Source organism: Polaromonas sp. P1_G2, assembly GCF_056405515.1.
Genome location: NZ_JBFUBY010000173.1, coordinates 1 through 9,226, shown reverse-complemented (window position 1 = coordinate 9,226; position 9,226 = coordinate 1). Strand labels below are relative to the sequence as shown.

The following is a 9,226-nucleotide window of genomic DNA, read 5'->3' as shown; positions in this document are numbered from 1 at the left end:
GTAGACAGGTCTGTCTACCATCTTTCACCCACCTCACCCAAAGGACCCCACCATGGAAACCCGGCCGCCGCTCCCACCCTTTACCTACGACACCGCGGTACAGAAAGTCCGCGCCGCCGAAGACGGCTGGAACACGCGCGACCCGCAGCGCGTATCGCTGGCCTACACGGCGCAAAGCCGCTGGCGCAACCGCGCCGAGTTCGTCACCGGCCGCGAGGAAATCGTGGGCCTGCTGTCGCGCAAATGGGCGCGTGAGCTCGACTACCGGCTCATCAAGGAGCTATGGGCCTTTGGCGGCAACCGTATCGCCGTGCGCTTTGCCTACGAGTGGCATGACGATGCCGGCAACTGGTTCCGTTCCTACGGCAATGAAAACTGGGAGTTCGACGAGAACGGCCTGATGGCGGTGCGCCACGCCAGCATCAACGACCTGCCGATCAAGGAAGCGGACCGCAAGTTTTTCTGGCCGCTGGGCCGTCGGCCGGACGACCACCCAAGCCTGAGCGACCTCGGGTTGTGACGGGATTCAGGTCGGGCTGTAGAATCCACGTCCCCCTGCGCACCGCTGAAGGCGCTGCGTGACCTGAATTTCCCCCCGGCCCCTTGCCGGGGCGCCCCACCCGAGTGACCGCGTTTTGACTGACTCCCACACACCCGCTGCCGGCCTGGCCGATGAATCCCCCAATGACACCCCGCCCATCCAGGAGCCGCGGCTTTGGCGCGGCGATGGCTGGACGGCCAAGGTCATCAAGAATGAAGACGATGACGGCTGGGCCGTCGCGATGATCAAGGACGGCGAGCCCGAGCCCGCGCTGGTCGGCCCCTGGACCATGGGCCGCGACAAGAAAAATCCCAAGCCGCTGGATGGGCCGGCCTTCAGCACCCTGGTCAAGACGGCTTCGGAATTCGTGCGCAGGCATGAGCAGCAGCTGCACGCCACGCTGCACCAGAGCATCACCGTGACCGCCAACGCGGCGCGCCTGACCGTCTCGCTGGACATCGTTCCCGATGAGGACAACCCGCACGGCCTGCTCAGCGCCGCCGACGAAACCGGCGAGCAGCTGGCGCAGGTGCGCGTGGCGCCGTCCTTCAAGCTCAACCGCGCCAGCGCCGTGGCCTGGGCCGAAAACGGCTTCGCCAAGCCGGCCGGGCGGTGAGCGGCCTGCAAGCCTGCGGGATCGACTTCGGCACCTCCAACTCCACGGCGGGCTGGAGCCGGCCCGGGCTCCCCGCGCTGCTGCCGCTGGAAGGCGGCAAGCCCACGCTGCCTTCGGTGGTGTTTTTCCATGCGGAAGACGAGCATGTGAGTTACGGCCGCGCAGCGTTGGCCGACTATCTGGCAGGCTACGAAGGGCGGCTGATGCGCTCGCTCAAAAGCCTGTTGGGCACGGCCATGATCGACGACCACACCGAGGTCGCCGGCCGCGCGTTGCCGTTTCGCGTGCTGCTGGCACAGTTCATCGGTGAGCTCAAACACCGCGCCGAAAAAGCCGCGGACCAGTCCTTCAGCCGCGCGGTGTTGGGCCGCCCGGTGTTTTTTGTGGATGACGACGCCAAGGCCGACAAGAAAGCCGAAAACACCCTGGCCGAGATCGCCCATGCGGTCGGTCTGAAAGACATCGCCTTCCAGTACGAGCCTATCGCGGCGGCCTTCGATTACGAGTCGCAGATCAGGCGCGAAGAGCTGGTACTGGTGGTGGACATAGGCGGCGGCACGTCCGACTTCGCGCTGGTGCGCCTGTCGCCCGAGCGCGCGAAAAAAGCCGAGCGGCGGGACGACATCCTGGCCAGCGGCGGCGTGCACATAGGCGGCACCGACTTCGACAAATACTTGAGTCTGGCCAGCGTGATGCCCACACTGGGGCTGGGCAGCCGGCTGGCGAGCGGGCTGGAGGTGCCCTCGGCCCAGTACTTCAACCTGGCGACCTGGCACACCATCAACCAGGTCTACAGCAAAAAATCCTGGACGCAGATCAGTGACATACGGCGTGGCGCGGTCGACAAGGACAAGCTGGACCGCCTGCAGAACCTGGTGCGCGAGCGCGCCGGCCACTGGCTGGCCATGCAGGTGGAAGCGGCCAAGATCGCGCTGTCCGATGCGCCCGAAGCCATCATGGATTTGGGACGCATCGCTCCGGGCGAGACACTTACTTTGCACCGTGCCGATTTCGATAGCGCCATCGGCGAGCTGGTGGACACGGTGTCGCGCACCGTCGTGGCGCTGCTCAAGGATGCCGGCGTCAACGGGGACGACATCGACACGGTGTTCTTCACCGGTGGCTCCAGCGGCGTTCCCCTGCTGCGCGAGCAGATCTCCGCGTTGCTGCCCCAGGCGCGCAGCGTGGAAGGCGACCGGTTTGGCAGCATTGGCGCCGGATTGGCGCTGGATGCGGTGCGCAAGTTCGCTTAGCCAGCTGGTTTTTGCGGCTTCGGCCTACAGCCGCGCAGTGGCAAGGGCCGCGGCGGCAGGCTACGATGGCCCGGCCCTTGTCCATAGTCCATCGAGTGCCCGCTTTCATGCCTTACCGCCTTCGCCTCTCCGCGCTGGCCTTGTCGCCCTTGCTGGGTGCGACGACGCTGGCCCAGTCGCTCGCGCCTGTCACGGTCAGCGCCACCCGCACCGAGCTGCCGCCCTTTGAGGTGCCGGCTTCGGTCGACGTCATCGACGGCGAGCGGCTTCGCGCCGACGGCCGCGCGCAGCTCAACCTCTCGGAAAGCCTGGCGCTGACGCCCGGGGTGCTGGCGCGTGATCGGCAAAACCAGGCGCAGGACCTGCAGTTGTCGGTGCGCGGCTTCGGGGCACGCTCTACCTTTGGGGTGCGCGGCGTTCGTATTTATGTCGACGGCATCCCGGCCACCATGCCCGACGGCCAGGGCCAGCTCTCGCACATAGACCTGAGCTCGGCCAGCCGGGTGGAGGTCTTGCGCGGGCCGTTTTCAGCGCTGTACGGCAATTCGTCGGGCGGGGTGGTGCAGGTGTTCACCGAGCAGGGCCAGGGCCCGCTCACCCTCACGCCCAGCCTTGCCTGGGGCAGCGATGGTTTTTACCGCAGCGGCCTCAAAGCCATGGGCAGCGCGGGCGCACTGGGCTACACCTTGAATGCCAGCCAATTCAGCAGCGATGGCTTCCGGGCACACAGCGCGGCGCGGCGTGACCTGGCGAATGCGCGCCTCGACTGGCAACTCGCCAACGGCGGGCAGCTCATGCTGGTGGCCAACCATGTGGACCTTCGCGCCGACGACCCGCTGGGCCTCAGCCGCGCGCAGTTTGATGCCGCGCCTCAAAGCGCCGACCCCTCGGCCACCCAGTTCAACACCCGTAAGACGGTGCGCCAGAGCCAGGCGGGCCTGGTCTATGAGCTGCCGCTTGGCGGCGGCAACCGGCTGCGCGCCATGGTTTACCAGGGCCAGCGCGCCACGGTGCAATACCAGGCCATCCCGGTGGCGGCGCAGGCCAGCCCGCTGCATCCGGGCGGCGTGATCGATTTGAACCGTTCTTATGCCGGCGCGGACCTGCGCCTGACGGCACAGGCACAGCTGGCCGGTTTGCCGCTGGAGCTGGTGGCCGGCCTGGCTTACGACAGCCTTCGCGAGCAGCGCCTGGGCATGCAGAACTTCAGCGGCGCCAGCCTGGGCGTGCAGGGCGCGCTGCGCCGTGATGAAACCAATCGCGTCAGCAGCCTGGATCCTTATGCGCAGGCCACCCTCAAACTTTCTCCGCGCTGGACCTTGCATGCGGGCCTGCGCCGCAGCACGGTGCGCTTTGATTCGGCTGATCATTACGTGGCAGGGCCCAACGGCGATGACAGCGGCAGCGTGCGCTACAGCGCCACCTTGCCGGTAGCGGGCCTGCTGTATGCGCCCGCCGACAACCTGCGCTTGTACGCCACCGCGGGCAAGGGCTTTGAAACCCCGACCTTGAACGAGACCGCCTACCGGGCTGATGGCTCCACCGGGCCCAACCTGGGCTTGAAGCCCTCGCGCAGCAACAACCTGGAGCTGGGCGCGAAAGGGCATACGCAGGCCGGCGCGGCCAACCGGCTGGAGTGGAGCGCGGCTGTGTTCCAGACCGCCACGCGGGATGAAATCGTCAGCCAGACCAATGTGGGTGGGCGCAGCACCTTCCAGAATGCGGGTGCCACGCGGCGCCACGGAGTGGAACTGGCCTCCAGCCTTGCCTTGTCCGGCGACTGGCTGGTGCAGCTTTCCTATACCTGGCTGGAGGCGCGTTACCGCGATGCATTTTTGACCTGCGCGGCCACGCCTTGCGCCACACCCAATGTGGCGGTGCCGGCGGGCAACCGGATTCCCGGCATCGCGCGCTCGGCCCTGGCGCTCGAAGCCGGCTGGCGGCCGGTGCGGGGATGGCGCGGCGGCGTTGAGGCCCGCTACCTGGGCAGCGTTCCCGTCAACGACCTTAATTCAGACGCGGCCGCCTCGTTCACCGTCGCGGCGGCGCATGTCGGCTATGCCGTGGAGGCGGGCGGCTGGAAGATGCTGGGCACGTTGCGGCTGGACAATCTTTTCAACAAAAAGTACGCGGGTTCCGTCATCGTCAACGAAGGCAACGGCCGTTACTTTGAACCGGCCGCGGGGCGGACTTGGCTGCTCTCGTGGATGGGCAGCTACGCGTTTTAGTTTTAGGACTCGCGTCCTCATTTTCATTGATTCGCAATCAAACTATATAAAACTATCTTTTATTGAGTAAAAGATAGTTTTGTATGGATTATTTCCCATCGCAAGCCAATAAATAGATAAAATACTATTGTTTTATGAAAAAACGATATTTTTATTTATGAAAACATTGTCYGAAATCGCGACACGCCTCGAAGAGGAACGGCAAGGCCTGAAGCTGGACTACCAGGCCCTGGCCGAAAAGACGGGGCTCACGCCCTTGTCCGTTCGCAACGTGCTTCAAGGGCGCACCGCACCGCGCATCACCACGCTGATGGCGATTGCCGACCAGCTAGGGCTGGAAGTGCTGCTGCTGCCCAAAGTGGTGGCCGCCGGCCTGCAGGCGCACGGTGTCCAGGAGCCCGCGCCGCCCGCGCTCTCGCGGGTGGATCGCATTGTGGCCGAGACCTCGCAGCTCGCTGCGGCTGCGGCAGGCACAAGGAAAACCAAAGGCCCTTGGTAATGAATGTCCTGGCGCTTGATATCTATCTGGGATCCTTGCGCGCCGGGCTGCTGTTCCAATACGGCACGGGCAGCACGGCGCTCACGCGCTTCATTCCCGACGAGGCCTTCTGGTCCAACCCGGCATCGCCGGTGTTTTCCTGGTCGGCCACGGACGACGACGCACATCGCCGCGAGATTTTCTGGCGCAGCTACGTCAACACGCCGTTCTTCAATGCCGAAGGCGGCCGCCTGCCGGCTTTCTTTCAAAACCTGTTGCCCGAGGGGCCGCTGCGCCGCCACCTGGAGCAACTGCGCGGATGCGGGCCCAACGACCATTTCGACATGCTGGCCGCCTGCGGAACCGACCTGCCGGGCAACGTTTACGCTTACCCGGCGCATCTCGATGCCAAGGCGCTGGCCGGCGTGGTCACCCAGCACCATGACGCGCTTGAGATGTCCGTCACCGCCGACCCTCTGCCCGATGCGACTTCGCTGTCGGGCGTGCAGCCCAAGCTGGCGCTGGTGCAGCAGCAGGGTCGCTATGTGGCGCGCACCCGCGACGCCCAGGGCACGCACATCATCGCCAAACTGCCCACGGCGGAATTCGCCCTGCTGCCCGAGGTGGAAGAACTCTCGCTGCGCCTGGCGCAGGCCGCGGGTGTGGATATCTGCGAGGCCTGGCTGGCGCCCATGGACGAAATCGTGGCGGAACAACCCTTTGTGCTCGGCGAGAGCCGCCATTTCCTGGCCGTCAAACGGTTTGACCGCGGGCCGCAGGGGCATATCCACTGCGAGGACTTCGCACAGATCCTGCGCATCCAGCCCGAAGAAAAATACACCCATCCCGCCGCCAGCTATGCCGCCATGGCCAGGACGCTACGCGAAGGCATGAGCCTGCCTTCAGAGGTGGGGGAGGGCGCGGCGGAGGAGTTGATACGCCGCGTGATGGTCAATGAGATGCTGGGCAACTACGACGCCCACGTCAAGAATTTCGGCGTGCTCTACCGCGATGGCCGCACGCCCGGCTTGTCCCCGGCCTATGACGTGGTGGCCTACGCGGCTTACCTGGGCGGGCGCGGCCATGCCTTGCGATTTGTACCCGGCGGGGAAAAGCAGGCCAGGCTCACGGCCCAGACCTTGCGCAGCTTCTGCAATGCCACCGGCATGTTCGAAACGCGCGTGCGCGGCGTCCTCAATGAAGCGGTAGGCAAGGCCTGCGAGACCTGGCCGCGGATGATCGAGGCCAGCAGCCTGCTGGAGCGGCAAAAGCAGAACTTGCTCAAGCATTTCGAGGCCTGCGACGCGGTGAAGAGCTGGCGGGCCCGGCGCGCGGCGGGCGCCCGGCGCAGGGCGCAAGCGCTTTAGAGGATGCTCCCTTGGCCGGCAGCCTGCGGCTTGTTGAAAACCGCTCGCAGGATAACTATTGGCTAGCCACAATGCTCGGAAGAAGAGCTGGTAACCCAATACCGACATACCTGGCGTGCTACCGATTTCATAGTTTCCTTCCGGCCGGGAGCGGGGGCCGGGCTGCCGGCTTGCCAAACTGATGGCAACGTCTACTGCCTAATATTCGGGTCAACCCCGGGTAAACGCCTGCCTTTCCAGCAGGGTCGTCCGTATCATGGCCCGATGTATGCATGTCATACTTTGTTACTAAATCCGGTGACCGCAGCCAAACTGCCCAATTGTCAAATGCCACCGCTTCTGGAGCCAAACATGCACTATTTGTCCCGTATTTCCCTTTCGCTGGCATTGGCAGCCGCATGCTTGGCACCGGCCGCCAGGGCACAAAGCTGCGACGGAGGGGCCTACATGAACCCCCAGCTTTTCCGTGGTGAAGCAGCCTATCAAAGCGCCGTGGCCGAACAGGAAATGCATGCCTTCATCGGTCGCGCCGGCCTGCCGCAGACGCCCTTGTATGCCATCAAGAAAGTGGACGACATTACCGCATCGGGGCGGACGCCTTATTGCTGGGTCTACACCAACCAGGTCATCGGCCTGATGAGCGGCTACAAGCTTGTGGTGTTCAACAATGAAGTGGTCCAGCCAGCGGTGCTGGCGATTACCGCTGCCGGCAAGGCCGCCACCGACGCGGGCGCCGTGGCGCTGAAAACCCTGCCGCCGGCAGAGCAGAAAGCCGTGCTGGACCAGCTCCAACGCTCCAAGTGCTTTGGTACGGCTGCCGGTGTGGAGGCCGCCATCGCGAAAGCCGAGGGCCTGTGCGGCAATGTGGAGGATGTCGCGCCGCAAGCCACCGTCGGCCAGCAGGGCCTGATTGCAAAAGCCGTCTTTGCGTGGGAGGAGCAGTCCTGGGCAGGCGTCGTCACCCGCGAGCCCGCGGCATTGGGCGTCAGCCTCAAGGGCCTCGCCGGGCGCTCCGAAAAAGTGCACCAGGCACGCCTCGTGGTGGTTCCGACCAAGGCCACCAGCGTCGGCTTTGGCCTGTATCTGCACGCCAGTGTGCCGGATGCCACCGTCAAGAAGGCTGTTGCCGCCTTCCAGGGCCTGACAGCACCCTCCAAGCCGCTCGCCGTCGCGCTGGACCTGGGCCCGCAATTCTCCTTTGTGGTACCGACAGCGGACCAGCTGGAGAAGATGCGCGCGGCGATCGGGCTGGGCAAGTAGAGCCCTAGCTGAGAAACTGGCGCGGCGATGCAGGTTCCGCCCTGGACTTCAACTCCTTCAGCCAAGCCTGCAGGTCTTCCGATCCGCCGATTTTTTTTCCGCCCGCAAACACCTGCGGCGCCGTGGCGGCGCCCGCCACCGCCTGCAGCGTGTTGGTGCTGATGCCGTGGCTCAGCGTGATTTCCTCGTAAGAAAGGCCGGCTTCATCCAGCATGGCGCGGGCCTTGGCGCAAAACGGGCAGCCCGGCTTGCTGAACAGGGTGATGGGTTCGGGCGCCACGGCATCCGGTGCGAGGTAGCTGAGCATGGTGTCGGCGTCCGAGACCTCGAAGGGGTCGCCGTCTTTCTCGGGCTCGATGAACATCTTTTCGATCAGGCCGTCGCGCACCAGCATGGAGTAGCGCCAGGAGCGCTTGCCGAAGCCAAGATCGCTTTTGTCGACCAGCATGCCCATGCCTTTTGAGAAATCGCCGTTGCCGTCAGGAACCAGGGTGATATTGCCGGCCTCCTGGGCCTTGCCCCATTCGTTCATCACAAAGGCATCGTTGACCGAAAAACAGATCACGTCGTCAATGCCGTGGGCCTTGAAGGTCCTTGCCAGTGCGTTGAAGCGCGGCAGGTGGGTGGATGAGCAGGTGGGCGTGTAGGCGCCGGGCAGGGAGAAGGCCACGACGTTCTTGCCGGCGAACAGGTCGGCGCTGGTGACGTCGACCCATTGCTCATTCTGGCGGGTCTTGAAGGTAACGTCGGGGACGCGTTGTCCCTCATTGTTGGAGAGCATGGGAAGTCCTTTGGTTGGGGCGCGCTACTGCGCATCGCAGCCGCGCCGATGAGATGAATTTATTGTGCGGACCATCGCGCGCTGCGAGTTGTCGGACAGCGACGACATTGCTGTAGGGCAATCCCACGAGCGGCCGCGCGCGCACCGTCAGTTGCCACCGGCCTCGGCCCACATGCACCGGCATGGCGCGAACTCCAGAATCTCCTCACGCCTGCCTGCCGCCGGGCGCTGGAGGAGTTTTCATGCCCGAAGGGCCGTCAATCCAAATTCTCAGGGAACAGGCCGCGGGCTTTGCCGGCAAGATCGTACGGCGCGCCGGTGGCAACAGCCGCATCGACATCGCGCGGCTGGTGGGCCGGCGCCTTTTAGCGGTGCGCAGTTGGGGCAAGCATTTTTTGCTCGAGTTCGAAGGCTTTTCCGTCCGCATCCATCTGTTGATGTTCGGCAGCTATCGCATCAATGAAGGCAAGGAGGGCGCGGCGCCCCGGTTGAGCCTGGGGTTTGCCCGAGGCCAGGAACTGAACTTCTACAACTGCTCGGTCCGCTACGTCGAAGAGCCCCTGGACACTGTTTACGACTGGAGCGCCGATGTGTTGTCGGATGCCTGGGATCCCGCGGCCGCCCGCAAGAAACTGCGGGCCATGCCCGACGCCCTGGTGTGCGACGCGCTACTGGACCAGACGGTATTCTCCGGTGTCGGCA

Annotated in this window: 9 protein-coding genes; 8 read left to right on the top strand and 1 reads right to left on the bottom strand. The window is 64.7% G+C overall.

Annotated features, from left to right (window positions below; genetic code table 11):
• The first annotated feature begins 52 nt into the window (after positions 1 to 52).
• From AC1D0P_RS17030 to AC1D0P_RS17000, 7 genes are all read left to right on the top strand, one after another.
• Entirely contained in the window at positions 53 to 520 is a 468-nt protein-coding gene (locus tag AC1D0P_RS17030; RefSeq protein WP_477677833.1) for a nuclear transport factor 2 family protein, read from the top strand.
• Positions 521 to 635: 115 nt separating this feature from the next.
• Positions 636 to 1,157 (top strand): hypothetical protein, encoded by a 522-nt coding sequence (locus tag AC1D0P_RS17025; RefSeq protein WP_477677832.1) that lies wholly within the window; start codon positions 636 to 638, stop codon positions 1,155 to 1,157.
• A complete protein-coding gene (locus tag AC1D0P_RS17020) occupies positions 1,154 to 2,410 on the top strand; it encodes an Hsp70 family protein (protein ID WP_477677831.1) in 1,257 nt (418 codons plus the stop codon). Before AC1D0P_RS17025 ends, AC1D0P_RS17020 begins: the two co-directional genes overlap by 4 nt.
• A gap of 107 nt (positions 2,411 to 2,517) precedes the next feature.
• The gene (locus AC1D0P_RS17015) at positions 2,518 to 4,638 is read left to right on the top strand and encodes a TonB-dependent receptor domain-containing protein (RefSeq protein WP_477677830.1); all 2,121 of its coding nucleotides are present in this window, start codon (positions 2,518 to 2,520) and stop codon (positions 4,636 to 4,638) included.
• Positions 4,639 to 4,795: 157 nt separating this feature from the next.
• Positions 4,796 to 5,137, top strand: coding sequence for a helix-turn-helix domain-containing protein (locus tag AC1D0P_RS17010; RefSeq protein ID WP_477677829.1), 342 nt, complete (start codon positions 4,796 to 4,798; stop codon positions 5,135 to 5,137).
• Complete coding sequence (locus tag AC1D0P_RS17005; protein ID WP_477677828.1) at positions 5,137 to 6,483, top strand: type II toxin-antitoxin system HipA family toxin; 1,347 nt, start codon at positions 5,137 to 5,139, stop codon at positions 6,481 to 6,483. The genes AC1D0P_RS17010 and AC1D0P_RS17005 overlap by 1 nt, the downstream gene beginning before the upstream one ends.
• A gap of 447 nt (positions 6,484 to 6,930) precedes the next feature.
• Positions 6,931 to 7,743: a hypothetical protein gene (locus tag AC1D0P_RS17000; RefSeq protein ID WP_477677827.1), complete on the top strand. Its 813-nt coding sequence runs from the start codon at positions 6,931 to 6,933 to the stop codon at positions 7,741 to 7,743.
• 4 nt (positions 7,744 to 7,747) lie between these two features.
• Here the strand turns inward: AC1D0P_RS17000 and AC1D0P_RS16995 are convergent, their stop codons facing one another.
• A complete protein-coding gene (locus AC1D0P_RS16995) occupies positions 7,748 to 8,524 on the bottom strand; it encodes a glutathione peroxidase (protein WP_477677826.1) in 777 nt (258 codons plus the stop codon).
• 242 nt (positions 8,525 to 8,766) lie between these two features.
• On the opposite strand from AC1D0P_RS16995, the gene AC1D0P_RS16990 reads away from it, so the two are divergent.
• A partial coding sequence (locus AC1D0P_RS16990) for a DNA-formamidopyrimidine glycosylase family protein (RefSeq protein ID WP_477677825.1) occupies positions 8,767 to 9,226 on the top strand: 460 nt, incomplete at its 3' end.